Below are 25,453 nucleotides of genomic sequence, written 5' to 3'. Positions count from 1 at the left end.
GATCAGCAGACAATTACAGTTGATTAATAGATAATCAAGCGATGTCTACGCCAAATACTTCGTCCTATACCCAAGTTCAATTCCTTCAACGCCAAGCTGCGTCTCTTTTACTGTACCAATCTGTCCTGAAAGGCGAAGTAGCGATCGCATTTCTTGATCTGTTGCAAGCTATAAGATACACTGATGCCGACGGGCGCGACTGTCTCCAAGCTTACGGTAATTATTTTCAAGCTTTGGCTGCCAGCAAACAAACCTGGGAAGAATACTTAATTAATAAAATTCTGATCGCTGACAATCCTTTTACCAGACTAGCTCAACAACGAGATTTTACTGATTTACCATCGGCATTAGTCGCAGCAGCCCGTCATGATTTACAAATATTACAAAATTTACATGAATGTAACAGCGCTATTTTAAGCGAATGGGTGCAAGTTGTTGCTCATTTACCAGTTTCCCCGGTGGTGTGGTATCAAGAACCAGAAAAAGTAAAAATTAATACTGATTTAGTTACCTCTATTCCACACTTGGAAATTTGGGCTGACGCTGTAGAAGATTTAGCAGCTTATTATCAACAACATGGAACTGGTCTATTTGCCGAATATCGCGCTTTTAGCTGGCAAAATGGACATTTTGTGGCTATCCCCTATCCTGACCCCGTGCAGCTAAATACACTGGTAGGTTATGAGTGGCAAAAAGATACTCTGTTAAAAAATACAAAATTTTTATTGTCAGGACAACCCGCACTGCACGTATTACTTTACGGTAGTCGTGGTTCTGGCAAGTCTTCTTTAGTCAAATCCCTTTTAAATGAATATAGTCATCACAACCTGCGCTTAATAGAAGTAGCAAAGTCGGAACTGCAAGATTTACCAAAAATTGTCGAACAATTACGGGGAGTACCGCAGAAATTTATTATTTTTGTAGATGATCTTTCCTTTGAAGAAGATGATGATGCCTTTAAATCGCTAAAAGTAGTTTTAGAAGGCAGTTTAACCGCTAGACCCCAAAATATAGTTGTTTATGCTACCTCAAACCGTCGTCACCTCATTCGTGAGTATTTTAGTGATAGACCGACTCCCAAGGATAACGAGGAAGTCCATGCTTGGGATACAATGCAGGAAAAGCTGTCCTTTAGCGATCGCTTTGGTCTAACATTAACCTTTGAACCAGCAGATCAAAAAACATATTTAAACATTGTTAACCATTTAGCAGCACAAGTTGGTATTAATCTTAATCAAGAAGACTTAGAATATAAAGCTTTACAATGGGCAACTCGCCATAATGGTCGTTCTGGCAGAACAGCACAACAGTTTATTGACTTCTTAAAAGCAGACTTAGCTTTGTTTAATGAAAATAATAACAGACTATAATTAACTTACTTCATAACATTTTTTATCCCTTAATAGAATCACAGTCTTATATTCAAAACATTGTGAACAATAATGACATTAATAACTACTAACTCCGACAACTTTACTACGCTAAAAACAAGCAAGATGCACTCAGCAATAGTCAGTAATAGATTGATTCTCGGAATATCTGCCTTTAGTGTAAGTTTTGGCTTAAGTCTCGTTCCCAACTGGGATTTTAATAAAGCCTTTTTCACAGCTTTAATCACCGTCTTAGCTACCTATTCAGCCGCACTATTTGTTGATAAACGACGTAGAAATTATGAAATGCTAATTTTAAGTTCTCTCCATAAACGAATTAGAGAACTTGAAGGACTAAAGTATCGAATTGTTAGAGAAATAAAACAAATAGACGAACATCGTAACATTCTCTACACAGAATCACAGCATCTGCAAAATCAAATAGCAGAAAGCCGCAATCAAAGAGACATTCTCCATCGAGAATTAGGTAGTTATGCTGGGCAAAAAAAGCAGTTAGAATCAGAAATTATTACTCTCAAAACTGAAATTCATCATCTAGAAAGTAGTACAGAAGAACTCAATCAAACATGCTCCCATCTCACAGCCGAAAAACGCCGTCTAGAACTAAACTCTAATGTATCGCGTTCAGAACTTACCCAACTGCAAACTCAAATTGAAGCCTGCAAGCAAGAAAAACAGGAAATAGAAAGTAATTTAACCCTCGTAAATAGACTCAAACCCCAACTAGAAGAAAAATTATATGAACTGCGAACAGAAATTCAAGAATTAGAAATTAAAATAGCCCAGCAAAATAACCTACTCATAGATACAACAACTGCTAGAGAAATTGTAGCAAATAATCTGACTAATTTACAAACCCAAACACAAACACAACAGGCAGAAATCAATCAATTGCAAAATCAAATTGCATTATTGCAAGATGAACGCGACTTGTTGCAAAACCAAGTTTGGGAATTACTCCAGAACATGGAAACACTCAATCCAGAAACATTGTCTGAAAATACTCAAGAAGATGAGATTGAATTATTTCCTTTCGATGAATTACTAGAACCCATAGATTCTCAAGCACAAACTTCAAATTTACCGCCAGAATGGAGTCATTTTCTAGAAAACCTGCCAACCTATGAAATTCAAGTATTAAAAGCCATAGTCGAGGAAGATAATCCCAAAGCCATCATTAAACAAATTGCCGAAGAACATATCACAATGCCCAATCTATTAATTGACTCCATAAATGAAATTGCCAATAACACCCTTGGTGAACTAATTATTGAAACAGGTGAAGAAATTCCCGAAATTTATCAAGAGCATATGTTAAATGTCAAAAGAATGATAGCGATGTATGAACACTTGATAACTAAATCAATATCACCTAATTAAATAATTTTTTTTCATTAAAATCAACTACATGACAAAGCTTAAAATCTCTAAAAAAATATCTACTGCTTTAATTAATTCTCTAGGTGCGGGAGTAGTACCCAGAGTAGGAATTGAGCATATAGCAGTAGGCCGAGAAAAAGAACTCAATAGCCTATTACAAAATCTCAACGATATTGGCGAAGGTGTAGCCGCATTTCGATTTATAATTGGTAACTACGGCGCTGGTAAAAGCTTCATGCTACAAATGATTCGTAACCGCGCCATGGAGCAAGGATTTGTAGTTGCTGACGCTGATTTATCTTCTGAACGCAGACTAGCAGGAAGTCACAATGAAGGTTTAGCAACCTATCGAGAATTGATGAGTCGTCTAGCTACAAAAACTCGTCCTGATGGTGGTGCGTTAGTTTCTATTCTGGAAGGATGGATTAATAAAATTCAGCAAGAAGTAGCTAAAGAGACGGGAATGCGTCCCAATGATGAAGGATTTGACGAGCAAGTAGAAACAAAAATTCGGGAAGTAGTTCACTACATTGAAGACTTAGTTCACGGCTTTGATTTTGGCAGTGTAATTATTGCTTATTGGCGTAGTTATCGCTTAGATGATGATGATTTAAAAAATGCCTCTCTGCGCTGGTTGCGGGGAGAATTTAACACCAAAACCGAAGCTAAAGCAGCTTTAGGAGTGCGCGTCATTATTGACGATGATACTTGGTTTGATTATATCAAATTATTAGCTAAATTTGTAGCTGAAATAGGTTATAAAGGATTTTTTATTTTAGTAGATGAAGCTGTAAATTTATATCAAATATCCACTACAGTTACTCGTGAGAAAAACTATAACAGACTTTTATCAATGTTTAACGATACCATGCAATGTAAAGCTGAAAATCTTGGTATTATCATTGGTGGAACCACCAAATTTTTAGAAGACCCAAATCGGGGACTATTTGCAGACCAAGCTTGGCGCAGACGCACAAAAGAAAGTCGATTTGTTACCCAAGCTAATGTACAAGAATATTTAGGTCCAGTTATTCGTCTCAATCCTTTAACTGAAACAGAAATACTCACACTTTTGCAACGCTTGACAGAAATTCATGCTCTTAATTTTGGATATGAAAAAAATTTGACAAATCGTGAATTAAAGGAATTTGTCCAAGAAATTATCACTCGCTTAGGTGCAGAAGCATTATTGACACCAGGAGAAATTATTAGAGATTTTATTAGTGTGTTAAATGTTTTCTATCAAAACCCAGAAGTTAAGTTTACTGAATTGATTCACGGCTCTAATTTTCAACCCACTGCTGCTGGTAAAGATAGTAATTTAGATGATGATGCAGCCGAATTTAGTTTGTAACTACTTACGTTTTTTTATTCATTTAACCGCAGAGACGCAAAGAACGCGAAGGAAGAGAAAGATGAGAACCTATTCTAGGACTTCCAAATCAAAAAATCCCCAATTCGTAGGGTGGGTTACGCTGCGCTAACCCACCATTATCCCTAAATTTATGGTGGGTTACGGACTAACCTCCTATAACCTGCGTGGCGAAGCCATACCCACCCTACGATTTTTGGGTAATTTATTTTTTGGTGTTCCCTTACTCTTTAGTTATTGGTAAGCCTAGCCAATCACTAAGTTCTTGAGCCAACCAATCAAGTTCTAAAGTACTAACAGAAAAAATATTATTTTCACCAGTCTGAATTTTATATTTCCGCATTCCTGCCCAGATAATTAAACAAGGTTGAGGTTTATCCTTATAAAAAGTATTAGTTTTCTCTAAACGCACTATATATTTTTTGAGGCTAGGAAGTGGATAATAACGCTCAATACCAAATAATTCATAACATGAATAAATTTGTCTCCTATTGATATGAAGTTTTTTGGTTCCAAAGAAACAGATAAACACAACCAGAAATAATATTAATAGACTAAGTGGAATCAGCAAAGGTGACATAGTTCTAAATATAGGCATAATCATTAAAAAAGAAAGCGATACAACTATCCCAAAATACCAAGAAAGTATCATCATGATTTTGGAAAACCCGCCGACTGGAGGGATAGTAATTTCGATGAAATCAGCATTTTTATGCAAAATAACTTTACTTCCAAAAGGTTTTCCCAAAAATGAATTAGATGCCTTTACTGGAGTTAGAGTTTTAACTCTAGGTAATTCTAAAATTTGTAAAGCCTGTTCAGCAGAAGCCAAACGTCTACTCGTCATAGGTTGGGTCATCTTCCGCAACCAACTACTAAAACCGGGACTAATATTGGCTGCTTCTTCAAATTTAATGACTAAATCTTGTTGCGGTAAATCTGCTGGATGTTGACCTGTGATTAAATAAATTAAAGTTGCACCTAAAGCATAAAGGTCAGAAGCAGGAGTAGCTTTACCACTAAATTGCTCAGGTGGCATATATCCATAACTACCAACAACAGTCATAGTACTATTGCTTCTCACAATAGTCTGTACGGAACCAAAATCAACTAAATAAACATCACCGACGCTATTACCAGAACGATTTGTTAATAGTATGTTGCTGGGTTTAATGTCACGATGAATTACTGGTGGTTGACGACCATGTAAATATTTAAGAATATCTAGTATCGCTGTTGCTATTTGCTTGACTTCTTCTTCACTAAAACTACGTCCTGCTTTGAGTTGTGTTTCTAAAGATTCAGCAGGAATATAACTTTGTACCAGCGCAAATCCTTTGTAGTCAGAAGTATTTAACTCAAAGTAATCTAGGTAACTGGGAATTGCTGGGTGCGAGATGGCTTTCAGGGTTTCCGCTTCCCGTTCAAACAGCTTTAAGTCGTGCCATTGAAACTCATCATCAAATGTCAACAGTTTAACTACTACCAGTTCTTGGCTTTGCAAGTCACGAGTCAGCAACGTCCTACGTCCTGCTTTTTTACCCAATTGCTGCTGCACTTCGTAACGTTCCAATAGCGTCTCTTTGGCAAAATCACCTAAATCTTGATTTGTCATTTTGCTAATTTCACAACTTCGTTACTTTTATAACTTGACTCCCTGTTACTACAGTACTGTAAGCTTACTTAAACCAGCAACTAACATGAAACAGATTATTCTGTAGTTCTTCTTCAATTTATCTATGAGCAATAGCACATTTTCTAGACTCGCACCCTTCATTCAAGAATATATTTATCTTCACAACTGGACGGAATTGCGACCAGTACAAATGGCTGCTTGTGAAGTTATATTTAACACTGATGCTCATTTGCTAGTTGCTGCTGCTACTGCTGCCGGGAAAACTGAAGCAGCATTTTTACCAATTTTAACTTTATTACATGAAAATCCAGCTACTACCATAGGTGTATTGTATATTAGTCCCATCAAAGCTTTAATTAATGATCAATTTGAACGCCTCAATGATTTATTGAAAACCGCAGATATACCCGTATGTTCTTGGCATGGTGATGTTGCTCAAAGTCGCAAAAACAAACTTTTAAAGAATCCCCAAGGTATTCTACAAATTACACCAGAATCATTAGAAAGCCTGTTAATTAACAAAAACAATGAACTAATTCGGTTATTTGCTGATTTACGTTTTATCATCATTGACGAAATTCACGCTTTTATGGGTTCTGAACGCGGGTTTCAAATTATTTGTCAATTACAGCGTTTAGGAAAAATTACTAAAAAAGAACCCCGTCGTATTGGTTTATCAGCAACGCTTGGCGATTATTCTATGGCTGAAGAATGGTTACAATTAGGAACACATCAGCCAGTAATTACTCCAAATATTGAAGCAGGTAACCGCCAAATCAAATTAGCTGTAGAACACTTTTTTAGTGAAAAAGAATCTGATGAAGAATCAACAGATCAAAAATATATTTTTAATCTCACTAAATCTCGTAAATGCCTAATATTTGCTAATAACCGTACCCAAACAGAATCTATTATTTCTTCTTTGCGTCAAATAGCTAAAAAAGAAGCATTTCCAGATATATATCATGTTCATCATGGCAGTATATCAGCCAGTTTAAGACAATCTGCTGAAAATGCCATGCGTGAACCGAATAATCCGGCTGTAACTGCTGCAACTTTGACTCTAGAATTAGGTATAGATATTGGTTATTTAGAAAGAGTAATTCAGTTAGAATCACCTTTATCTGTTGCTAGTTTTTTGCAAAGATTGGGACGGAGTGGTAGAAGAGGTGAATCTGCGGATATGCGTTTTGTTTGTGCAGAAGAAAAACCATTAACAGAAGCTGTATTACCAGAACAAATACCTTGGCAACTTTTACAGTGTATCGCTATTATTCAACTTTATTTAGAAGAACGTTGGCTAGAACCAATTCAGTCTATTAAATATCCTTTCAGTTTACTTTATCATCAAACAATGAGCATCTTAGTAGCAGCGGGAGAACTTTCACCAGCAGCTTTGGCTCAACAAGTTTTGAATCTACCACCATTTACTTACATTTCTGAAACTGATTATAAATTATTACTCCGTTATTTAATTGATATTAATCATATTCAAAAAACCGAACAGGGTAAATTGATTATCGGTTTAGCAGGAGAAAAGATAGTTAACAGATTTGAGTTTTATGCTGTATTTCCTGACAATCAAGAATATGTAGTGAAAGAAGGTAAAACGGCAATTGGTAGTATTGTTATACCTCCTGCTGTTGGTAATCAATTTTCTTTAGCTGGAAGAAGTTGGGAAGTCATAGAAGTTGATTTTAAGAAAAAGGCTATTTTTGTGAAACCATCTGAGGGGAAAGCTAGTATTTATTGGCGTGGTGGTAGCGGTAATATTCATACTAGAATTTTGCAAAGAATGCGTCAAGTTTTGCTAGAAGATGTCGAATATATTTATCTACAACCAAATGCAATGCGACGCTTGCAGGAAGTTCGTAAACTGACGCGCAAGGCTGGATTAGATAAACAAAATATTTTGTTATTAGAAAAAAATAAATGCTGTATTTTTCCTTGGATGGGTACAGTTGCTTACCGCACTTTAGAAAGATTGCTTAATTCCTTTTGTCGGGAATCGTTAGAAATTACCAGTATTGGTGGCATAAATCCCTATTATTTGACTTTGAAGTTAGGTAAGGGTAAATTCTCTAATGTTTATCCAGAAATTGCTTCTTTATGTGAGCAAAGAATGACAACAGAACATTTAGTTAGTCATGCGGAAGCACCAGAAATCAATAAGTATGATGAATTTATTCCACACGCACTTTTAAGAAAAGCTTTTGCTAATGATCATTTAGATATGGAAGAACTAAGACAGCAAGTTTCCCTTTGGTAAAAGGATCAAATTTAGTATTTATATTCCAATCAAGTTCAGTTAAAGAAATTTAAAGTAGCGTTGTGTTACCGCGCAACACAACAAAATTGCCTAGATGTTGGGTTTCCTTACGTCAAACCAAAATACGAGGAATTGCAATTCCACCAGATTCAACGAAGGTGTGCTGCTTCCAGCTAATAGCAATGCTCATAATACTTCCTTCATTTCACCCACCGAGCGTTCGACCGTCTGGGAGAATAATGCGTCCCCCACCTGGAGGAATATATTCTGGTAGTCTGAAATTGGAAACTTGAAAACTGGCTCCCGTGAGATCACTATCATTGAACCCAGAATCACTGTCGAAAGTGGCTCCATCAAAGATTGCACCTCTAAAACTACTCTGAATCAAAGCCACCATGATGAAGTTAGCGCCTCGGAGAGAAGCTCTGTTAAAATTAGCCCCTTCAATTACACTTTCTTCTCCACCAATAATAGCCCCATCCAAGATAGCTTCAGTCAAATCAGCATTAATAATACCAGAACCTTTGAGATTGACTCCTCGCAAGTCGGCTCTACTCAAGTTAGCTCCGGTGAAATTAACCTCACACAGGGCAGCACCACATAATTTAACACAACTCAAGTTAGCTCTATTGAGTTTAGCTCGACCCAAGTCAGCCCCACTCAAGTCAGCCCCGCTTAAGTTAATTTCCATCAATTTAGCATTATCCAAAAAAACACCTCTGAGTCTGACTCCTGGAAAATCTCTTTCCCCAGCAGCATAACGCTGTAACAACTCTTCAGCATCCATAACTCAAATCCTATATTAATTAACATCTTCTAAGGCTAATCGCAATTCCTAGTAGATGCAGCAAAGCAAAACATAACCTATACAAGTTTTCTGCGGCGGATAAGGTGATGATTATAGTGGTGTCGAAGGTACTGAAAATTCTGAAATCTACTAAAAATACGGTTACTCAAATCAAGAATTGCTTTGTTGCAGGTACGGAGATTCTGATGATGGATGGGATTAAGAATATTGAGGATATTTCAGGTGGGGAATTTCGAGATGCAGTCGCAAAATACAGTTGGCTCATATCTTGCACCTGGTTAAGGGAGACAGTATTAACCGAAAATGAGAGAATAAAAATAACATCCAGACTTGGATAAATAAATTAAAATACTGAGACAATAAATAACATATAGTCTACATAAAATAACTGCTAACATACACAAAACTAGCAGTAATTAAATCTGCACAAAGATAATTTAAATTGATTAGTAAAAATGCGAAAAAGGGTGTATTAAACAACATAAATAGCAAGAACTATGGAAGCAACTCTTGCCCGTGTCCATTCCTTAATGTGCACAATCCTAGCATTCATGCCTACTCACTATCAACGAGATAGCTTAGAAGCAATGCTAGGATTATTTCTAGAAGCTCAAGGAAAACCTTTACCACATTACAGTAAAACTAAATCAGAAAGTGCTTTAAGCCGATTTCTAAATCACTATAACTGGTCTACTCGTCAAATAATTCGTCATCTGCGTCGAACAGTAATTGAACTAATTTTGAGTGAATGCAGACGGGGACGTAAACCATTCTTACAAGTAATCATTGATCTAACTACCTTAGAAAAAACAGGTAAATTTAAGGCTTTTAACCACTTAATTACTATTTACAATCATAAACGAGGCTTACATCTAGTTGTCTTGTATTTAGTTGTTGGACAATGGCGTATTCCTTGGAATTTCCGGGTGTGGAGAGGTTCATGTTCAACAACTCCAGCTCAATTAGCTTTAAAAATGGTATGTCGTTTACCGAAACAACTTACCAGGCAATTTCATCTGAAAATCCTGGCTGACTCGGCTTTTGGTACTAAGGAGTTTATTCATGGTATTCGTCAACTTAAATATCACGCTATTCTCGGAATTGCTTGTAATCGTAAATTGGTTGATGGTCGCTCAGTTAAGGATTTATGTCATCGTGGACAACAGTTAAAACTTGTTGGTTTAGATTTTCCTGTTACTATTTCTTGGTATTATTTCAAAACTGATAAAGGTGTGTTTATCAAGAGATATGTTATTTCTACAATACCACTTAAGGCTGCAACTATCTCTTGGTGGGGTAAGCGAAGATGGCAAATAGAAGGATGGTTTAAAACTGCTAAACATCGCTTTGGTTTAGACAAATTTGGACAATGTACTCTCTTGGGTATTTATCGTTGGTTAATCTTATCTGTGACTGCCTATTTATTAGCACATTGGACTTATTTAGCTGAATATTATCCTCATACTCTTGATTGGGGTCAAGCTGCTTTTCTTGCTCTGTCCACTTTTTTTCCTATTTTATTATTGTCTTTATTATTACTTGATATTGAACGCCTTCGTCCTCTAGCATTTAGTCACGGAATTGACATTACTATTTCCAGGTGCAAGATATGAGGTTGGGTTTCGTTTCTCAACCCAACCTACACGGCATTCACAACTAAAGCAGTAAGTTAACCCGCTGTTATTGCTGAAGTTTATGGTGGATTACAGTCTAACCTCCTAACTCACCCTTGTATATTATGTTGTGCCTCATGAAGCATCCCAGATAAGCAAGCCTTATATAAATCATCTACTATTTTTTTGTCAAGTCCTATTGACACTTTGTAACAATCTTGTTAAATTAGTTTACATAAAGTAACAAACAAAGGAAAAAAATATATTATGTATACCACCGTTAATGAAGAAGGCATCCTTAATAACTACGCTAACGAGCCAAATCTTTACTACGCTGAATATCCTACAAAAGATCAACAAAAGAGCTACGCCTTCCAAGGTGCAGTAGCGATTTTATTCATTACATCTATAGTTTTAATTTCGTTGGGGGTTAGCTACTAAGATTTTTAGTTTCGGTATTGGTATCTAATCGTCATTTGGATTTCTCCTATCAGCCCCGGCTAGTTTCACCGGGGTTTTTTTTGTGGCTGAATTTGCGAACAACTGCAAATTTTTTGATACTATGAATAATCCGACTCCTTTAATCGAGATTGGTATATGAGCAGAGGAACCCTGTTTGACAAAGTTTGGGACTTACACACCGTTGGTACACTTCCTTCAGGGCTGACGCAACTATTTATCGGGCTACACCTTATTCATGAAGTGACCAGTCCTCAAGCCTTTGCGATGCTGCGGGAGCGGGGTTTAAAAGTTTTATTCCCAGAACGGACTATAGCTACAGTTGATCATATAGTCCCCACAGAAAATCAAGCCCGTCCCTTTGTGGATAGCTTGGCCGAAGAAATGATTCAAGCATTAGAAAAGAGTTGTCAAGAGAATGACATCACTTTTTACAATATTGGTTCAGGGAATCAAGGTATAGTTCACGTCATTGCGCCTGAATTAGGACTGACTCAACCGGGAATGACGATCGCTTGCGGAGACAGTCATACTTCTAGTCATGGAGCATTTGGAGCGATCGCATTTGGTATCGGTACAAGCCAAGTACGGGATGTTCTAGCTTCCCAAACCCTAGCCTTATCTAAATTAAAAGTCCGCAAAATAGAAGTTAACGGCAACTTAAAACCAGGTGTTTACGCCAAAGACGTAATTCTGCACATCATCCGCACCTTGGGAGTCAAAGGTGGTGTTGGCTACGCTTACGAATTTGCCGGCACAACCTTTGCACAAATGAACATGGAAGAACGGATGACCGTTTGCAACATGGCCATAGAAGGCGGTGCTAGATGTGGTTACATCAATCCTGACCAAATTACCTACGATTATCTCCAAACTAGAGACTTTGCACCTACAGGTGCAGAGTGGGATCAAGCCGTTACTTGGTGGGAATCTCTGCGTAGTGATGTGGATGCCGAATATGATCATGTAGTAGTCTTCGATGCTGGGGAAATTACCCCTACCGTTACCTGGGGAATTACTCCTGGTCAAGGTATCGGCGTAAATCAGAAAGTACCAACACCCGAAGAACTCCTAGAAGAAGATCGGTTTATCGCCGAAGAAGCTTACCGCTATATGGACTTATACCCCGGTCAACCTATCCAAGGGACAAAAATTGATGTTTGTTTTATTGGTAGTTGCACCAACGGCCGCATTAGCGATTTAAGAGAAGCTGCCAAAATTGCCCAAGGTCGCAAAGTAGCAGAGGGAGTAAAAGCCTTTGTCGTCCCCGGTTCTGAAAGAGTCAAAAAAGAAGCCGAAGCCGAAGGACTAGATAAAATCTTCCAAGCAGCCGGCTTTGAATGGCGAGAACCAGGATGTTCCATGTGTCTAGCCATGAACCCCGACAAACTCCAAGGAAGACAAATCAGCGCCTCCTCCTCCAACCGCAACTTTAAAGGCAGACAAGGTTCATCCTCCGGGCGCACCTTACTCATGAGTCCGGCAATGGTAGCCACAGCCGCTATTAAAGGCGAAATCGCCGACGTGCGCGACTTGTTGTAAAAACCTATCTTGTGGAATGAGGACAGGCTAGAAGCCCGTCCCACAAAAAACCTCTCAAAAACTTCTTCCTCTGTGTCCTCCGCGTCTCTGCGGTATGCCTTACGGCACGCTACGCGAACGTTTCTTCTTAAACTTATGGTAAGTGAAGTAAAACAAATATCCGGTAACGCCGTCCCCCTCATCGGTAACGACATTGATACAGACCGAATTATCCCCGCCCGCTACTTAAAAGCTGTCACATTTGACGGTTTAGGTACAGGCGTATTTATTGATGACCGGAAAGCCTTAAACGGTCAACACCCTTTTGACCAAACCCAGTACCAAGGGGCAAAAATATTAATAGTTAACCGGAATTTTGGCTGTGGTTCATCACGGGAACACGCACCCCAAGCCTTAGCTAAATGGGGAATAAAAGCCCTGATTGGTGAAAGCTTTGCGGAAATATTCTTTGGTAATTGTGTCGCCATGGGCATACCTTGCGTTACGGCTGATGCAGCTACAGTCAAACAACTGCAAGATTTAGTAACAGCAAATCCTCAAACATCTGTTAGCATAGATTTAGAAAATTTGCAAGTAAAAATTGGTGATTTTACGTCCCCAGTTGTGATGAATGAAGGGACGAGAAGCACCTTTGTTTCTGGTACTTGGGATGCTTGCGGTCAATTGGTAGAAAATGTTGAAAAAGTGCGGGCAACTGCGGCGAAATTGCCGTACATTAGTTGGCGTAAGTTAGCAGTAAAGTAAGTTAATCAATTTAGTTTTTTCCCAATTCAAAGAGAATTTTGTATGCTTAATGGCCCTTTGCATGAACAACCTCGTAACCAACGAGCTACCGTAATTCGTACAAGTCATGAATTTATTCTTCTGGAATGGCTGAAGTCTACTGGACGGTTAATACCTCGTGAACCAGCTGAAACAGGGAATCTTCGTGAGGTAGAAGAAATTTCTGAAATCATCGACCTCGATGATCTTCCCTATGATAATGATGACGATGACTCAGATGTAGAGTTAGAAGATTAAGACATAAAGGCAGAAGGAACAAGACAGGGCGTAATTTTTGTTTTGTGATTTCTGCCTCTGCCGTTAAATAATCATCTGTTACGCAAATTTCATATTAGACATCTCCAGAAAAGAACGTAGAAACGTTCCATGGAAAGTCTCTACGAGGGTTCAAGGAAACGCACATTTAATTCTCGGAGATGTCTATTGAATATCTTTTGCTGACCTTTGCTAATATCCATTTAGTAAATACCTCCATAACCCTCTTTCGTCACTTTCGGCAACGCTAAATTTGAAACCTTTATTTAACAAGGGTTTTAGCGATTTATTAATATTACAAAATGTTTGCTGTATTTTGTTATTAATAAAATGTTCAAATCTTTATCACATAAGGATTTGACAACTAGAAAATTATTTTTGTGATTCCCGGAGTCATGGAAGAGGGATAAGTCCTGCGGTATGAATTCATAGTTTAGCAATCTCCAGGAGAATTTCACTCAAATGCAGAACTCAACAGTATTACCGCCTATTTACACCCATACCCCAGTTGAATTAGTCCCAGCCCAAGTTATTTCCACATTCCCAGTTAACACCTTTCTAGAAAATCTTGTCATCGCTCCAGATGGAAGTATTTTGGTGACTAATCATGAAATAGGTCAAATTGTTCGGATTTTACGGGATGGTAGCCAACATATTCATGCCAGTGTAGAAGGTAAGATCAGTGGTTTAGCCTTCACTACTAATGGTGGTCTGATTGCAACTGGATGGAATGCTGATTCTGTATCTGTGGTTTTTCACATAACAGCCGATGGTGTTGTGGAAACTTTGGTAACTTTGCCGGATGCGATTTTCCCTAATGGCATCACACCAATGTCTGATACAAAGTACTTAATGGCAGATTCCTATCGGGGGGCAATCTGGCTGATTGATATTGCCCAAAACAGTGCTTCAATTTGGTTAGAACACCCTTTGTTAACGTGAGTTCGACGGAGCTAAAAAATGGCAGGAGGTAGAGATGGTAAGTCTTTTGGGTAAATATCAATAGAAGGTTTTTTAGGTAAATAGGTATAAGCAGCCAAACCCGCTATCAAATTCACCAAAAAGTTCAATGGACTACGATGACGGGAGTGTTCTATTTGACAGATATTTTTGAGGTAGTCATTTACAGATTCGATAACGGCTCGTTTGCGTAATAAAATTTTATCAATCAATTTGACTAAGCGATTTTTCATGTTCTTTTTGGATTTTGTAATTAACTCTAATCCTCGCTCATATAACTCCTCAAATAATTTTTGGGAAACATATCCTCTATCCCCAAAAAGTTTACCAATTAAATCTTGAGTCATCTCTGGAACTGGTTTGCGGTCATCTACATTGGCAGGAGTTAACTTAAATGCCAGCAGTTCTCCTCGGTCATTAATAATCAAATGAAGTTTACTTCCGTTATGCCAACCCACGAAATTTTTACCCCATTTGACCAACCCTTTAAATACTTTATGTGTATGGGCATGACAATTATGGCAAACATTGATTGGTGTGGAATCTATAAAACTAATCCCTGTAATTTCTCAGGTTCGTGTATGCAAAAAACAGCACAATAACATTAGACACCAAGGCATCAATTCCACAAATCTTGTGTAGCTGACTAAATTCGGAAATGCCCCACGCCATCCTGGAAGTACCTGCAAGGTATAAAATTCCTTAAAGGTTCTATAACCACTGCCATGAAAAGCAATGACTATTGTCATCACTTCTGATAGGTGCATTCTTGATTAGCTGCGCCTTTCTCCCTTTGTGGATGGCAATTGTGGTACTTGCTGCCACAAGTTTTCCCATTGGTTACAGAAATCATCTACATCACAAAATATTTGCGTAATATCAAGGTGAGATATGATGGTAGACATAGCCGAGACTCCCTATTTTCTTTGATATTTTTAGTCTCGGTGTTTTTTTATGATTTTTTCACCTCTTCTCCATAAATCTTAGTGATTTTTCTCTGGAGTTTCTCAAATCCTCTCTGAACAAGCTTTCCACCTTTTGATCACTGTCGAACTCACGTTTTGTTAGCTCGTAACAGTGCAGAAAGCATAATTCCTGCTGTCAACGGTTTAAAGTGGTTTAATGAGTATCTCTATGTTTCAAATACTGATCAACAACTATTGTTACGAATTGCCATTGATACAGCAAATGTTCCTAGTGAACCGGAAATTTTAGTGAAGCAGACGAATATTGACGATTTTGCCTTTGATGTGGAGGGTAATCTTTACGGAGCAACTCACGTTTATAACAGTGTAGTCAGGATTACGCCCGATGGCACGACAACTATTATTGCTCAATCTGAACAAAACGTAATTGGTAGTACAGCAGTTGCTTTTGGTCAACTAGAGAGCGATTCCTACGGAGTGCTTGGCGATCGCACTGCCATCTATGTTGTCACAAATGGTGGTATGTTTTTGCCACCTCCCACAGGTGTCGTAGCGGCTACAGTTGTCCGGCTTGAGGTTGGAAAAGCTGGATATCAAAGGTGATAGGCAAAAAGAAAATTAACGGATGGAAAATGCACAAGAGGAACAATTAGTCACAGTTGTAATTTCGCAACTCGTCAAACCAGGCAATGAAATGGCTTTTGAGGCTTGGGTGAAAGATATTACAACTGTAGCCAGAACCTATACAGGTCATTTGGGTACAAATGTGATTCGTCCTCAACCTGGTGTCAGAAATGAATATGTGATTATTCTTCGATTTGATAGTTATGAAAATCTGAAAATATGGATGACATCAAGTGATCGCCAATACTGGCTTACTCAAGCCAAACCTTTGGTAGAATCTGACCCCCATATCCAGGAAATCAGCGGCTTAGAAGCTTGGTTTTCTATTCCTGGTCAACCTTTAAAAACACCACCACGCTATAAAACTGCATTATTGACCTGGGCTGTTGTCTACATATTAATTAATCTTTTGAGTGTCTTTCTTAGTCCTTTACTTCGTAGTTTACCTCCGCTGATTATTTCCTTAATTATTTCCGCTATTATGGTGGTACTACTGACTTATGCAATCATGCCCAGAGTAAATCGTCTGTTTAGCTTTTGGCTATATCCCAAATCAAAAGTTTAGGATAATTGCCAATTTTTCAGGGTAGGCAGATGCCCACCCTAAATAATTAATTATTCTCGTAAGATTGTTTTTGAGACAATTCTGGTTTTTTTGCGATCGCTCTCCGAGAGTTCTTCACCAGCTTGCAGACGAGTGGCGTTGGATTGCAACACGGTGGCTGCACCTGTATCTCCGATTTGCAAGGCAGTTTTAGCGGCTGTTTGCAGCATTGTCACCGCACCAGCGCGATCGCCTTGTTCCAATTTTGTCTCTGCTACCTGAGTTTGACGATATTTAGCTAATACCAAAATCGACTGTATCACCTGGGGATTAACAGCAGGTTGATAAGCCTTGGTGACATTGGCATAGACAGGTAACAGAGGGGAAAGTAAACCTTCTTTATTTTCTGCTGGGTTATCGTAGCGAATTTGGATATGTCCAATCACTTGTTTGCCTTCTGGCAACTGTCCTAAATAAATATTCGTCAAAACTACCCGTTCTACATCTTTCATTAAATCTCCCAAGCGGACAATAAAGCTACCATTAGCTTCTGTTTCCACTGTTAACTCAATGGTTTCTGGGGCAACTTGGGCAATGGGTTTGAGTTCTGCGAGTCGGACACTAGGGACTAGGGACAGCAACAAATGGGCATTGGTTAACCCCACAGACTGAATTCGTTTAAACAAGCTGCCAAATTGGGCTACAGCTTGTTCTGGACGCTCAATATAAGTCAGACTACCACCACCTGCATCGGCAATCTTTTCTAGCAAATCCTGGTTCCATTCATTGCCAAATCCAAATGTGTTGATTGTCAGGTTGACTCTAGTTGCTTTTTGGGCAAGTTCCAGACAGCGTTTGTGGTCGTTGGGGCCAATTTCCCACTTCCAGATTTTTAAACCACCGTCACCATGGCCATCTGTGAGCAAAAATGCTTGGGAAACAGCGCCTTTTGTGCCTTTGAGTAATTCGGTGATTCCCAAAGATAAGGCTTCAGCAATAACTGTACCGCCAGAAGCCTTGAGCTTATTCTTTAACTTGGCTTTGATGCTGTCTATATCTGAGACAATTTGGTTGGGGATAATGACCTCAGAAGTACCTGCAAAAGCGACAATAGAGATGCGATCGCCTGGCTTGAGTTGAGCTAATAATTGTTCTACTGCCTGAATTACAGTATCAATGGCTTCTCCATGCATAGAACCACTTTTATCTAAAATCAGGCATAAATTCAGCGGTAAACTTTGGTCAAGTTGATCGGCAATAGCCGATATAGAAATGGCTAGTTGACGCTGGTTACTCAATTGAGCCGCATCAACATTAGTGTCATTTAGTGCCGACAGTAATTGAACTTTCATTTAGGAGGAGCATCCTGCAACACAGTTTTTGAGACAATTCTGGTTTTTTTGCGATCGCTTTCTGATAACTCTTCCCCTGCTTGCAAGCGTGTGGCGTTAGTTTGCAATACCGTTGCTCCACTGGCATCTCCCATTTGCAAAGCCGTTTTGGCAGCCGTTTGTAGCATTGTCGCCGCCCCAGCGCGATCACCCTGTTGTAATTTCGCTTCGGCCAACTGGGTTTGGCGATACTTAGCTAAAGCCAAAATAGACTGTTGGACTTCGGGATTGGCAGATGGTTGGTAAATTCGCTCTACATTTGCATATACTGGCATATTCAGGGAAAATAATCCGGTTTGGTTCTGGGCGGGGTCATCGTAGCGGACTTGCACATTAGCGATCGCCTGTTTACCTTCGGGCAACTGTCCCAAATAAATATTAGCCAAAATCACCCGTTCCACATCCTTCATTAAATCTCCCAAACGTACCAGAAAACGTCCATCAGCATCTGGTTGCACTGGTAATTCAATGGTATCCGGGGCAACTTGGGCAACAGGTTTAAGTTCCGCTAATCGCACATTTGGCATCAGTGAAAAGAGCAGATAAGCGTTAGTCAATCCCACTGTTTGCATCCGGGTGAACAAACGACTGAACTTATCCATAGCTTGATCTGGTTGTTCAATATGTGACAAATTCCCCAGACCAGCATCAGCTATTTTTTCTAAAATATCCTGATTCCAATTGTCACCAAAACCCAATGTATTCAAAGTCAAATTATAGCTGGCTGCCAATTGGGCAAATTTCAAACAGCGATCGTTATCACCATGTTCATTTTCGCCATCAGTTAGCAAAAAGGCGTGGGAAACAGTTTCTTTTTTGCCTTTGGCTAATTCCTCAATCCCCAACCGCAGACCCTCATCAATCGCCGTCCCACCATCGGCAGACAAGCGATTAATTTGCTGTTTGATCTGTTCTCGATCTGTAATCACCTGATTAGGGACTAAAACTTTAGCACGATGATCAAAAGCAACAATACTCAGACGATCATCAGAACTGAGTCGATCAACCAGCAAAGAAGCTGCTTTTTTCACAGTTTCGAGCGATCGACCATTCATCGAACCGCTATGATCGAGAATTAAGCATAAATTCAATGGCACACTGCGATCTAGAGTTTCGCCAATCGCAGAAATCGAAACTGCCAACTGACGTTGACTGCTGGCTTGATTCGCGTCTAAATTAGCATCATTTAGAGTAGGCTGCAAATTAACTTTCATAACCTAATTTTCCTATCGAGGACATATATCCATTTATAAATAACTTCAAAACAAAGCTTCCGCGCTACGGAAAAGTACTTTTGGGCATTGGGCATTGGTTAAGAGGTTATAAATAACTCTCCTGAATCCTGAACTCCTGCGCCCCTGCTTCCATTTCCCAATTACTTAATATTCAGAATATCCTAGAAATCAAGCGCTCTTCACCATGAGAGAGAAATCCACACCCTAAATAAAGTTAGCATCACGCTAGGATGTATTACAGTTAACGGCATAGTTTCAGGCGATCAGTTGCTATGGACACTTCCCCAATCCAGGCTGTTCAAGCCCCTTATTACGGCGATAATTTCTACCGGACACCACCGCCAGATTTACCTTCCCTGCTATTGAAGGAGCGAATCGTCTATCTGGGAATGCCACTGGTTCCTGCTGTCACGGAATTGATAGTCGCTCAATTGCTTTATTTACAATCCGACGACCCCGAAAAACCAATTAAAATCTACATCAACTCAACTGGCACCTCTGGTTACAGTGGCGAACCTATCGGTTTTGAAACCGAAGCCTTCGCTATCTATGACACCATGAAATACATCAAGCCCCCCATCCACACCATCTGCATCGGTTCGGCAATGGGTATGGCTGCGATGCTTCTGAGTGCTGGTACAAAAGGTTGTCGTGCTAGTTTGCCCAACTCCAATATTATCCTGCATCAGCCGAAGAGCTACGCCCAAGGGCAAGCAACGGATATTCAAATTCGAGCTAAGGAAGTTTTGGCAAACAAAGCATCAATGCTTGATATTCTCTCTTATACAACCGGACAGGCAGTAGCAAAAATCGCCAAGGACATGGATCGTCTTTTCTACATGACTCCTTACCAAGCGAAGGAGTACGGTTTGATTGACCGAGTATTTGAGAAAGAAGAACTCGCCAATCCCCCACTCCCTGCAAGTGTGCTTTAAGGAGTACCGAGTATTGAGTATTGAGTATTTAGTATTTAGTGCTTCACTCAGGACTCAGCACTGACGACTGAACTAATTACAAACGGAGTAACGAAAATGCCTATAGGCGTGCCTAAAGTTCCTTACCGGATGCCCGGAGGACAGTATACAGACTGGATTAGTATTTACGATCGCCTTTCCAGGGAAAGAATCATTTTTCTGGGAAGAGATGTTGATGACGAAATCGCTAACCAAATTATTGCCATCATGCTTTATTTGGATTCAGATGATCCAGGTAAGGATATTTTCTTATACATCAATTCCCCAGGTGGCATGGTAACATCTGGTTTGGCAATTTATGACACCATGCAACACATCAAATCTGATGTTGTTACCATTTGCGTTGGTTTAGCTGCTTCAATGGGTTCTTTCCTGTTAGCTGCTGGAACTAAGGGCAAACGCATGGCTCTACCCCACTCCCGGATTATGATTCATCAACCTTCCGGTGGTACTCGTGGCCAAGCATCTGATATCGAAATTGAAGCTAGAGAAATTATCCGCATTCGTCACCAGTTAAATCAGATTTATGTTGATAACACTGGTCAAACTTTAGCCAAAATTGAAAAAGACATGGATCGTGACTTTTTCATGTCTGCTCAAGAGGCTAAGGAATACGGCTTAATTGACCGTGTGATTGAAGAACGCCCGTAGAAGAGCGCAGGGGGGCGGAGTGCAGGGCGCAGAGGAGAAAGTTTTCCCCCTTGCGCCCTGCTCCTTGTCCTCTTAAGAGTCCCCAATCCCAAAACTAAAAAGTGTCAATTTTGAACTTTAAACTATAAATTTAGTTTTTATTATTTAGATTTAGGCTTTAATGCTAATAACTAAAATAAATATTTGCTCACTGATAGCTCAAGATGGACCTTGGAGATTGCTACCGTTTATTGGGACTAAGGTCGGGAGCCTCTTTTGCTGAAATTAAGTCGTCTTACCGCCGACTGGTGCAGCAATATCACCCCGATACTAACCCAGATGATGAAAAGTCTAAAGACAAATTTATTGCTTTGACAGAGGCTTATAGATTCCTACAAACGGTAATACCACCAGAGGAAATAGCCTCAAAATCAAGTAGTTCATCAACTTCTGTACGTAGTTACATTGAGGTGGAATCCCAGGAGTCAGCAGCAACAACAACTGTGATGCCCCACCCACCAACTCTAGAAGATATAGAACAACGGTTAAAGTGGAAAACTTATGAGCAGTTGCAACGGTTTTTGCAAGCAAGACGTTTTCCCCAAGCGATCGCTCTTGTGGAAGCTTTAGCTGCTAGATTACCAGAAGATATAGAAGTGCGACAATGGCAAGCGATCGCTTATCAAATCTGGGGAAGGGCTTTAATTTCCGAAAAACAACTTCCAAAAGCCAGAATTTATCTGAAAAAGGCTTTAAAGACAGATCCTCACAATAAGGCTCTGCTAAACGAAGTCCAGCAAGACTTTCAGCGTTTGGGGATTAAATTTTAAGATTTGATAATTTCTATATCGTCAATACGTCCCTCACTCAAGGAAGCAAAACGGTGAGGAGATTAATCTAACAATATGCAGTAATTCTCAGATCAATTAGACTTCCAAATAAGTAACTTGATTCCCAGAAGAACTACGGGAACTGGATGCTGCTGATCAAGGTCTTCAATTGGTGAGAGGGAATAGCAACGCTGAAAAAAGTTGAATTCAGCTGGCATTTAATTTCTTCTAATAAATAATGAAATAAATTAGGGTTCAGAAAAATTGTATGTCGAAATCTGCAATTACCGTAACCGTTAAATTGTTCGCTGCCTATCAAGAAGCTTATGGTGTGAACGAACTAGTGCTGGATTTTCCTAATGGTACGCCAGTAAAGGCGGTGTGCGATCGCTTTATCACCGAACACCCAGAACTCTCTCAATGGCGTGATGTTACCCGCTTTGGGATTAATCTCATCTTTGTCGAACCAGACACCCTACTAGAAGATAGTGATGAAGTTGTCCTCATTCCACCTGTTAACGGTGGCTGAGGATTGAGTACCGAGTATCGAGTATCGAGTATCGAGTGATTGACTCGGATTTACACTCGTTACTTTTCTGTTCTCATCCCCCTCATCTTCCGTTATGGAAAAGATATCCGACAAAAATAGTCGGGTATGTTTGACGTGTATTTTAGGGCGTGCTAGAGTAATCCAAAGTTGACGGATATACGGGGACAGCTAGTTTATGACTCAGGCAATTGCAAACCTAAACCAAGCAAACACTTCTATACTGCAAGCCTTGAAGTGTAAGGAATGTGGAGCAGAATATGAACTCAAAGCTAGTCATGTTTGTGAATTGTGCTTTGGTCCGCTAGAAGTCAAATATGACTACGATGCTTTACGTCTTTCCGTCAGCCGAGAAAAAATCCAAGCTGGTCCAAATTCAATTTGGCGCTACCGTCAATTTTTACCAGTCGCTACTGATAATGTTATAGATGTGGGAACGGGGATGACTCCCTTAGTGCGATCGCACCGTCTTGCCCGTCGCCTGGGTTTAAATAAACTTTATATTAAAAATGATGCCGTCAATATGCCCACCCTGAGCTTCAAAGATCGGGTGGTGTCAGTTGCACTGAGCAGAGCTAGAGAATTAGGTTTTACTACAGTCTCTTGTGCAAGTACAGGTAACTTAGCAAATTCCACAGCTGCGATCGCAGCCTATGCCGGTTTAGACTGCTGTGTATTCATCCCCGCAGACTTAGAAGCAGGTAAAATCCTTGGTAGCTTAATTTATAGTCCCACCCTCATGGCTGTCAAAGGCAATTACGATCAAGTCAATCGTCTCTGTTCAGAAGTTGCCAATACACACGGTTGGGGTTTTGTCAATATTAATCTCCGCCCTTACTATTCTGAAGGTTCCAAGACATTGGGCTTTGAAGTTGCAGAACAACTAGGTTGGGAACTACCAGATCATATTGTTGCTCCCCTAGCGTCTGGTTCACTATTCACCAAAATTTATAAAGGTTTCAAAGAATTTACAGAAGTCGGTTTGGTGGAAGGTAAAAACGTTCGTTTCAGTGGCGCTCAGGCCGAAGGCTGTTCCCCCATTGCTAAAGCCTTCAAAGAAGGACGTGACTTTATCCAGCCAGTCAAACCAAACACAATTGCTAAATCAATAGCTATTGGTAATCCAGCAGATGGTGTTTATGCTGTAGAAATAGCCCAGAAAACTGGTGGTAACATTGAATCAGTCAATGATGCAGAAATTATCGAAGGCATGAAGCTACTGGCAGAAACAGAAGGTATCTTCACAGAAACAGCCGGTGGGACAACAGTTGCAGTGCTGAAAAAATTGGTTGAAGCTGGCAAAATTGATCCAGATGAAACTACAGTTGTTTACATCACAGGTAATGGTTTGAAAACCCAAGAAGCAGTACAAGGCTACGTTGGTGAACCTTTGACCATTGATGCCAAACTTGATAGTTTTGAACGGGCTTTAGAAAGATCGCGGACACTTGATCGCTTAGAATGGCAACAAGTCCTCGTTTAGTCATTAGTCATTGGTCATTAGGGAGTTCTCAAGAATGACTACTGATAAATGATTGTAGGGGTAAGGCGCAATGCTAAACCCCTAGTAACTAACCACTGAAAATCGAAAATTAAAGTTGAAATTATGGCTGTAACTGTTTTAGTTCCTACTGCTCTGCAAAAATTTACAAATAATCAAGCTACCCTAGAATGCAGTGGCAGCAACATCACTGAATTATTTGAATCTTTAGAAGAAAGCTGTCCTGGTATCAAATCACGTTTGTGCGATGAAGCCGGGAAGCCAAGACGGTTCTTAAATTTGTATGTTAACAGTGAAGACATCCGCTTTCTAGAAGGCACAGAAACATCTTTAAAAGATGGTGATGAAGTCAGCATCGTTCCCGCTGTTGCAGGTGGTTGAGCTATCTGCAAATTAAACCTCCCCCAGTTTGTGGGGAGTTTATGATTTGGGTATGGTCAGTTGTTGCTGCCATTCCTGATTGTTTTCTATATCATTCAAAACGATACGTTGATAGGATTCGTTTTCTAAGTCGATCGTTAACACACTACCAAAATCGTTTTTTCTGGTGACATACCAAAATTCCTTACCTCGGTCTGTGTAGTAAGTTCCAGCTTTAATCAGACCAGGTACAAAACTACCAGGGGCGCGGATTTCTTTCCAAGTATTAGGTGGTAGCTCTGTTGAAGCTTGCGTGATATGGGTTAGCGGTATTTGCCAAACTTTGTGAAAGCGAACAGCTAAAAGTTGCTCTTTTAAGGAAAATTCTATTTGTAAATAGTCTTCAACTATACTTAGGTGCATAAAATCAAAAGTGCAAAAAGATTAAAGTACGTATAGGCATAAGTCAAAGCAGAAGAAATAGATTAGTTACCAGACTCAGACAAGATTCCTGTTAGTAGTGTAGACCGAGCGATCGCTGATAGTGAGACGGATACAATTGTCCCTCGTCATGCTGGAGACAGGATTTCTGAAATATGAAATATATAAAAATATGAAATATATAAATAGTTATAGCCACGCGCTGGTATGTCAAAATGGAAATAACTGACTATCCCAAGGTGAGCGATCGCTCTAAAAGCTAGACTAAAGGATTAACCTGAGCAATGGCAGAAGAAACCAATCAAAATCAAGCGGGAGAGTCGGCTCCCAGCACTGTTGACAAACAGGCTCCCAGTGTCGCTGAAGAAAATGCTCCTAGCCGCAGCGAACCAGTAGCTACAAGCCTGCCTACAGCCAACACACCAGATCCCAAAACAGCAAACCCAAAAGTTAATCCCAATGCTGCTGCACCTGCAAAAGAAAAACCAGACGCAGCCGCTAAAGCTCCCAAAAAAGAAAAACCACCTGCTGTAGAAGATAAGCCTTTTGAGGAATTTATACAGCAAGAATACTTACCAGCTTTGCAAAAAGCAATTGTTGCAGAAGGAGTCCCAGATGTAGAGCTAACTTTTGCCAAGCAGAAATATCCCATCACTGGCTTTAACTCAGCCGAAGAATGCTGGCAAATTATCGGCAGTTGGCAAGAAGGACAGCGCCAATTTAACGTCTACTTCCCCGATGCAGATATTCAAGGCAAAAAAGGTTTTTCCTGTAACGAAGGTAAAAAACCTAGTACCCTTGAGTCATTCTTAATTGATGAGCGCAAAATTACCCTTGATTTGTTGGTATCCCGATTAGTCTACCGTTTAAACGGTCAAAAATGGCTAGGTAGAAATTAATAATTGGTTATTGGTCATTGGTTTTGGATAATTGACCAATTATTCCTTAATGGTACAAGTACCCGGATTTATCAGTGGAATCA

22 protein-coding genes and 3 pseudogenes are annotated in these 25,453 nt (G+C 39.6%); 19 read left to right on the top strand and 6 right to left on the bottom strand.

The window, feature by feature from the left end; genetic code table 11:
- The first annotated feature begins 41 nt into the window (after window positions 1-41).
- The 3 genes from ACSQ6I_RS02000 (at window position 42) to ACSQ6I_RS01990 (ending at window position 4,125) form a co-directional block, all read left to right on the top strand.
- A complete protein-coding gene (locus tag ACSQ6I_RS02000; RefSeq protein ID WP_438888601.1) occupies window positions 42-1,370 on the top strand; it encodes an ATP-binding protein in 1,329 nt (442 codons plus the stop codon).
- A 126-nt stretch (window positions 1,371-1,496) separates the two neighbouring features.
- On the top strand, window positions 1,497-2,771 hold the full coding sequence (locus ACSQ6I_RS01995; protein ID WP_438888600.1) for a tellurite resistance TerB C-terminal domain-containing protein: 1,275 nt from the start codon (window positions 1,497-1,499) through the stop codon (window positions 2,769-2,771).
- Between the two features lie 28 nt (window positions 2,772-2,799).
- Entirely contained in the window at window positions 2,800-4,125 is a 1,326-nt protein-coding gene (locus ACSQ6I_RS01990) for an ATP-binding protein (RefSeq protein WP_438888599.1), read from the top strand.
- Between the two features lie 241 nt (window positions 4,126-4,366).
- Here the strand turns inward: ACSQ6I_RS01990 and ACSQ6I_RS01985 are convergent, their stop codons facing one another.
- Window positions 4,367-5,758, bottom strand: coding sequence for a serine/threonine protein kinase (locus tag ACSQ6I_RS01985; RefSeq protein ID WP_438888598.1), 1,392 nt, complete (start codon window positions 5,756-5,758; stop codon window positions 4,367-4,369).
- A gap of 124 nt (window positions 5,759-5,882) precedes the next feature.
- On the opposite strand from ACSQ6I_RS01985, the gene ACSQ6I_RS01980 reads away from it, so the two are divergent.
- Window positions 5,883-8,048 carry a DEAD/DEAH box helicase gene (locus ACSQ6I_RS01980; protein ID WP_438888597.1) on the top strand — a complete coding sequence of 722 codons (2,166 nt, stop codon included), beginning with the start codon at window positions 5,883-5,885 and terminating at the stop codon, window positions 8,046-8,048.
- 205 nt (window positions 8,049-8,253) lie between these two features.
- Here the strand turns inward: ACSQ6I_RS01980 and ACSQ6I_RS01975 are convergent, their stop codons facing one another.
- Window positions 8,254-8,835: a pentapeptide repeat-containing protein gene (locus ACSQ6I_RS01975; protein WP_438888596.1), complete on the bottom strand. Its 582-nt coding sequence runs from the start codon at window positions 8,833-8,835 to the stop codon at window positions 8,254-8,256.
- 572 nt (window positions 8,836-9,407) lie between these two features.
- On the opposite strand from ACSQ6I_RS01975, the gene ACSQ6I_RS01970 reads away from it, so the two are divergent.
- The 6 genes and pseudogenes from ACSQ6I_RS01970 to ACSQ6I_RS01945 form a co-directional block, all read left to right on the top strand.
- On the top strand, window positions 9,408-10,469 hold the full coding sequence (locus ACSQ6I_RS01970; RefSeq protein WP_438888595.1) for a transposase: 1,062 nt from the start codon (window positions 9,408-9,410) through the stop codon (window positions 10,467-10,469).
- A gap of 267 nt (window positions 10,470-10,736) precedes the next feature.
- Complete coding sequence (gene psb34 / locus ACSQ6I_RS01965; protein WP_438888594.1) at window positions 10,737-10,910, top strand: photosystem II assembly protein Psb34; 174 nt, start codon at window positions 10,737-10,739, stop codon at window positions 10,908-10,910.
- 156 nt (window positions 10,911-11,066) lie between these two features.
- Window positions 11,067-12,470 (top strand): 3-isopropylmalate dehydratase large subunit, encoded by a 1,404-nt coding sequence (leuC, locus tag ACSQ6I_RS01960; RefSeq protein WP_438888592.1) that lies wholly within the window; start codon window positions 11,067-11,069, stop codon window positions 12,468-12,470.
- Window positions 12,471-12,605: 135 nt separating this feature from the next.
- Window positions 12,606-13,214, top strand: a complete 609-nt coding sequence (gene leuD, locus ACSQ6I_RS01955) for a 3-isopropylmalate dehydratase small subunit (protein ID WP_438888591.1) — start codon at window positions 12,606-12,608, stop codon at window positions 13,212-13,214.
- A gap of 42 nt (window positions 13,215-13,256) precedes the next feature.
- Window positions 13,257-13,490: a DUF3134 domain-containing protein gene (locus tag ACSQ6I_RS01950; protein ID WP_323313047.1), complete on the top strand. Its 234-nt coding sequence runs from the start codon at window positions 13,257-13,259 to the stop codon at window positions 13,488-13,490.
- A 480-nt stretch (window positions 13,491-13,970) separates the two neighbouring features.
- Window positions 13,971-14,444 (top strand): annotated as a pseudogene (locus ACSQ6I_RS01945) (gluconolactonase); the annotation flags it as partial.
- A 17-nt stretch (window positions 14,445-14,461) separates the two neighbouring features.
- Here the strand turns inward: ACSQ6I_RS01945 and ACSQ6I_RS01940 are convergent.
- Window positions 14,462-15,373, bottom strand: a pseudogene (locus ACSQ6I_RS01940) (IS982 family transposase).
- Between the two features lie 150 nt (window positions 15,374-15,523).
- Between ACSQ6I_RS01940 and ACSQ6I_RS01935 the strand changes: the two are divergent.
- Both ACSQ6I_RS01935 and ACSQ6I_RS01930 read left to right on the top strand, forming a co-directional pair.
- A pseudogene (locus ACSQ6I_RS01935) lies at window positions 15,524-15,997 on the top strand (SMP-30/gluconolactonase/LRE family protein); the annotation flags it as partial.
- Window positions 15,998-16,019: 22 nt separating this feature from the next.
- Window positions 16,020-16,583 carry an antibiotic biosynthesis monooxygenase gene (locus ACSQ6I_RS01930; protein WP_438888589.1) on the top strand — a complete coding sequence of 188 codons (564 nt, stop codon included), beginning with the start codon at window positions 16,020-16,022 and terminating at the stop codon, window positions 16,581-16,583.
- Window positions 16,584-16,633: 50 nt separating this feature from the next.
- Here ACSQ6I_RS01930 and ACSQ6I_RS01925 read toward each other — a convergent pair whose 3' ends face one another.
- Both ACSQ6I_RS01925 and ACSQ6I_RS01920 read right to left on the bottom strand, forming a co-directional pair.
- Window positions 16,634-17,914 (bottom strand): vWA domain-containing protein, encoded by a 1,281-nt coding sequence (locus ACSQ6I_RS01925; RefSeq protein ID WP_438888588.1) that lies wholly within the window; start codon window positions 17,912-17,914, stop codon window positions 16,634-16,636.
- Window positions 17,911-19,167 carry a vWA domain-containing protein gene (locus tag ACSQ6I_RS01920; protein ID WP_438888587.1) on the bottom strand — a complete coding sequence of 419 codons (1,257 nt, stop codon included), beginning with the start codon at window positions 19,165-19,167 and terminating at the stop codon, window positions 17,911-17,913. Before ACSQ6I_RS01920 ends, ACSQ6I_RS01925 begins: the two co-directional genes overlap by 4 nt.
- A gap of 293 nt (window positions 19,168-19,460) precedes the next feature.
- Here ACSQ6I_RS01920 and ACSQ6I_RS01915 point away from each other — a divergent pair, with 293 nt between their 5' ends.
- From ACSQ6I_RS01915 to ACSQ6I_RS01890, 6 genes are all read left to right on the top strand, one after another.
- The gene (locus ACSQ6I_RS01915; RefSeq protein WP_438888585.1) at window positions 19,461-20,123 is read left to right on the top strand and encodes an ATP-dependent Clp protease proteolytic subunit; all 663 of its coding nucleotides are present in this window, start codon (window positions 19,461-19,463) and stop codon (window positions 20,121-20,123) included.
- Between the two features lie 96 nt (window positions 20,124-20,219).
- On the top strand, window positions 20,220-20,813 hold the full coding sequence (locus ACSQ6I_RS01910) for an ATP-dependent Clp protease proteolytic subunit (protein WP_015217292.1): 594 nt from the start codon (window positions 20,220-20,222) through the stop codon (window positions 20,811-20,813).
- 203 nt (window positions 20,814-21,016) lie between these two features.
- Window positions 21,017-21,622 (top strand): DnaJ domain-containing protein, encoded by a 606-nt coding sequence (locus tag ACSQ6I_RS01905; protein ID WP_438888584.1) that lies wholly within the window; start codon window positions 21,017-21,019, stop codon window positions 21,620-21,622.
- Window positions 21,623-21,890: 268 nt separating this feature from the next.
- Window positions 21,891-22,151 (top strand): MoaD/ThiS family protein, encoded by a 261-nt coding sequence (locus ACSQ6I_RS01900; RefSeq protein ID WP_438888583.1) that lies wholly within the window; start codon window positions 21,891-21,893, stop codon window positions 22,149-22,151.
- Between the two features lie 196 nt (window positions 22,152-22,347).
- Window positions 22,348-23,652 carry a threonine synthase gene (gene thrC, locus ACSQ6I_RS01895; protein WP_438888582.1) on the top strand — a complete coding sequence of 435 codons (1,305 nt, stop codon included), beginning with the start codon at window positions 22,348-22,350 and terminating at the stop codon, window positions 23,650-23,652.
- 123 nt (window positions 23,653-23,775) lie between these two features.
- The gene (locus ACSQ6I_RS01890; RefSeq protein ID WP_438888580.1) at window positions 23,776-24,051 is read left to right on the top strand and encodes a MoaD/ThiS family protein; all 276 of its coding nucleotides are present in this window, start codon (window positions 23,776-23,778) and stop codon (window positions 24,049-24,051) included.
- 39 nt (window positions 24,052-24,090) lie between these two features.
- Here the strand turns inward: ACSQ6I_RS01890 and ACSQ6I_RS01885 are convergent, their stop codons facing one another.
- Window positions 24,091-24,453 (bottom strand): hypothetical protein, encoded by a 363-nt coding sequence (locus ACSQ6I_RS01885; RefSeq protein ID WP_438888578.1) that lies wholly within the window; start codon window positions 24,451-24,453, stop codon window positions 24,091-24,093.
- A 302-nt stretch (window positions 24,454-24,755) separates the two neighbouring features.
- Here ACSQ6I_RS01885 and ACSQ6I_RS01880 point away from each other — a divergent pair, with 302 nt between their 5' ends.
- Window positions 24,756-25,370: a DUF2996 domain-containing protein gene (locus tag ACSQ6I_RS01880; RefSeq protein ID WP_438888577.1), complete on the top strand. Its 615-nt coding sequence runs from the start codon at window positions 24,756-24,758 to the stop codon at window positions 25,368-25,370.
- The last annotated feature ends 83 nt before the right edge of the window (window positions 25,371-25,453 follow it).

It is taken from the genome of Anabaena sp. WFMT (assembly GCF_051781005.1).
Lineage (GTDB): Bacteria > Cyanobacteriota > Cyanobacteriia > Cyanobacteriales > Nostocaceae > Anabaena.
Note: the sequence above shows the minus strand (reverse complement) of the source record. Positions and strands in the feature narration are given on the sequence as shown.

What these genes read in the sequence shown, in the direction of transcription:
- ACSQ6I_RS02000 (WP_438888601.1), top strand. Translation starts at nt 42, where the DNA reads ATGTCTACGCCAAATACTTCGTCCTATACCCAAGTTCAATTCCTTCAA.
- ACSQ6I_RS01995 (WP_438888600.1), top strand. Translation starts at nt 1,497, where the DNA reads ATGCACTCAGCAATAGTCAGTAATAGATTGATTCTCGGAATATCTGCC.
- ACSQ6I_RS01990 (WP_438888599.1), top strand. Translation starts at nt 2,800, where the DNA reads ATGACAAAGCTTAAAATCTCTAAAAAAATATCTACTGCTTTAATTAAT.
- ACSQ6I_RS01985 (WP_438888598.1), bottom strand. Translation starts at nt 5,758, where the DNA reads ATGACAAATCAAGATTTAGGTGATTTTGCCAAAGAGACGCTATTGGAA.
- ACSQ6I_RS01980 (WP_438888597.1), top strand. Translation starts at nt 5,883, where the DNA reads ATGAGCAATAGCACATTTTCTAGACTCGCACCCTTCATTCAAGAATAT.
- ACSQ6I_RS01975 (WP_438888596.1), bottom strand. Translation starts at nt 8,835, where the DNA reads ATGGATGCTGAAGAGTTGTTACAGCGTTATGCTGCTGGGGAAAGAGAT.
- ACSQ6I_RS01970 (WP_438888595.1), top strand. Translation starts at nt 9,408, where the DNA reads ATGCCTACTCACTATCAACGAGATAGCTTAGAAGCAATGCTAGGATTA.
- psb34 (WP_438888594.1), top strand. Translation starts at nt 10,737, where the DNA reads ATGTATACCACCGTTAATGAAGAAGGCATCCTTAATAACTACGCTAAC.
- leuC (WP_438888592.1), top strand. Translation starts at nt 11,067, where the DNA reads ATGAGCAGAGGAACCCTGTTTGACAAAGTTTGGGACTTACACACCGTT.
- leuD (WP_438888591.1), top strand. Translation starts at nt 12,606, where the DNA reads ATGGTAAGTGAAGTAAAACAAATATCCGGTAACGCCGTCCCCCTCATC.
- ACSQ6I_RS01950 (WP_323313047.1), top strand. Translation starts at nt 13,257, where the DNA reads ATGCTTAATGGCCCTTTGCATGAACAACCTCGTAACCAACGAGCTACC.
- ACSQ6I_RS01930 (WP_438888589.1), top strand. Translation starts at nt 16,020, where the DNA reads ATGGAAAATGCACAAGAGGAACAATTAGTCACAGTTGTAATTTCGCAA.
- ACSQ6I_RS01925 (WP_438888588.1), bottom strand. Translation starts at nt 17,914, where the DNA reads ATGAAAGTTCAATTACTGTCGGCACTAAATGACACTAATGTTGATGCG.
- ACSQ6I_RS01920 (WP_438888587.1), bottom strand. Translation starts at nt 19,167, where the DNA reads ATGAAAGTTAATTTGCAGCCTACTCTAAATGATGCTAATTTAGACGCG.
- ACSQ6I_RS01915 (WP_438888585.1), top strand. Translation starts at nt 19,461, where the DNA reads ATGGACACTTCCCCAATCCAGGCTGTTCAAGCCCCTTATTACGGCGAT.
- ACSQ6I_RS01910 (WP_015217292.1), top strand. Translation starts at nt 20,220, where the DNA reads ATGCCTATAGGCGTGCCTAAAGTTCCTTACCGGATGCCCGGAGGACAG.
- ACSQ6I_RS01905 (WP_438888584.1), top strand. Translation starts at nt 21,017, where the DNA reads ATGGACCTTGGAGATTGCTACCGTTTATTGGGACTAAGGTCGGGAGCC.
- ACSQ6I_RS01900 (WP_438888583.1), top strand. Translation starts at nt 21,891, where the DNA reads ATGTCGAAATCTGCAATTACCGTAACCGTTAAATTGTTCGCTGCCTAT.
- thrC (WP_438888582.1), top strand. Translation starts at nt 22,348, where the DNA reads ATGACTCAGGCAATTGCAAACCTAAACCAAGCAAACACTTCTATACTG.
- ACSQ6I_RS01890 (WP_438888580.1), top strand. Translation starts at nt 23,776, where the DNA reads ATGGCTGTAACTGTTTTAGTTCCTACTGCTCTGCAAAAATTTACAAAT.
- ACSQ6I_RS01885 (WP_438888578.1), bottom strand. Translation starts at nt 24,453, where the DNA reads ATGCACCTAAGTATAGTTGAAGACTATTTACAAATAGAATTTTCCTTA.
- ACSQ6I_RS01880 (WP_438888577.1), top strand. Translation starts at nt 24,756, where the DNA reads ATGGCAGAAGAAACCAATCAAAATCAAGCGGGAGAGTCGGCTCCCAGC.